General features: G+C 60.9%; 1 pseudogene. It reads right to left on the reverse strand.

The features are described 5' to 3' along the window. Window positions 1–644: pseudogene (locus tag AC0L3O_RS35470) on the reverse strand (Tn3 family transposase); the annotation flags it as partial.

Consider the following 644-nt stretch of genomic DNA (forward strand, 5'->3'; position numbering starts at 1 on the left):
CGCGCTCGGGGAGTGCCCGACGGCTCTCGGCATACAGGCGTTTCAGCAGCGAAATTGCCGCAAGAAGCGGATCGTGTCGCCGCGCCGATTGGAACGTGAACGCCTGTAGGAACGCACCGGCATACTTGTGGACGGTCGCATATCGCTCGGCCGCCAAGGCCAAGGGCGACGCCTCGTTGTCATCGACCATCGATTCGAGCTCAGGCTTCATGCGGAGCAGCCGATGCCAGCCGACCTTCTGATCGAGAACCTCCAACGCGTTCCGACCATAGTCGTTGGCGGACTGCAGGGCTGTGATGGTGTCGAGGAACATGCGCAGTGCCTTTGCGGTATCCGGCCTGCAGTCCATGTGTCGCTGCTTCTTGCGGTTATTGGCTTGCGAGAACAGCCGACCCATCAGCTTGATAAACATCGACACTGCATCGTCGGTGAGCTTCTGGCCGAGCTTGATGACCTGCGCCACGATCAGGGCGTGCCGACGGCTGGCATTGAAATCGATGGCCAGCCAGGCCGGCGTGGCGTTCCCTTCACGGATCATCTGGTCCCACCGACCCGAGGAAATCCGCATCTGCAATTTCGGATCGATCTCCAGCGTGCGCAGGAAAGCGATCCGTTCTGTCAGCCCGACCAGGTTTGACGCACCT

The sequence above is a fragment of the Mesorhizobium sp. WSM4810 genome (genome assembly GCF_055811235.1).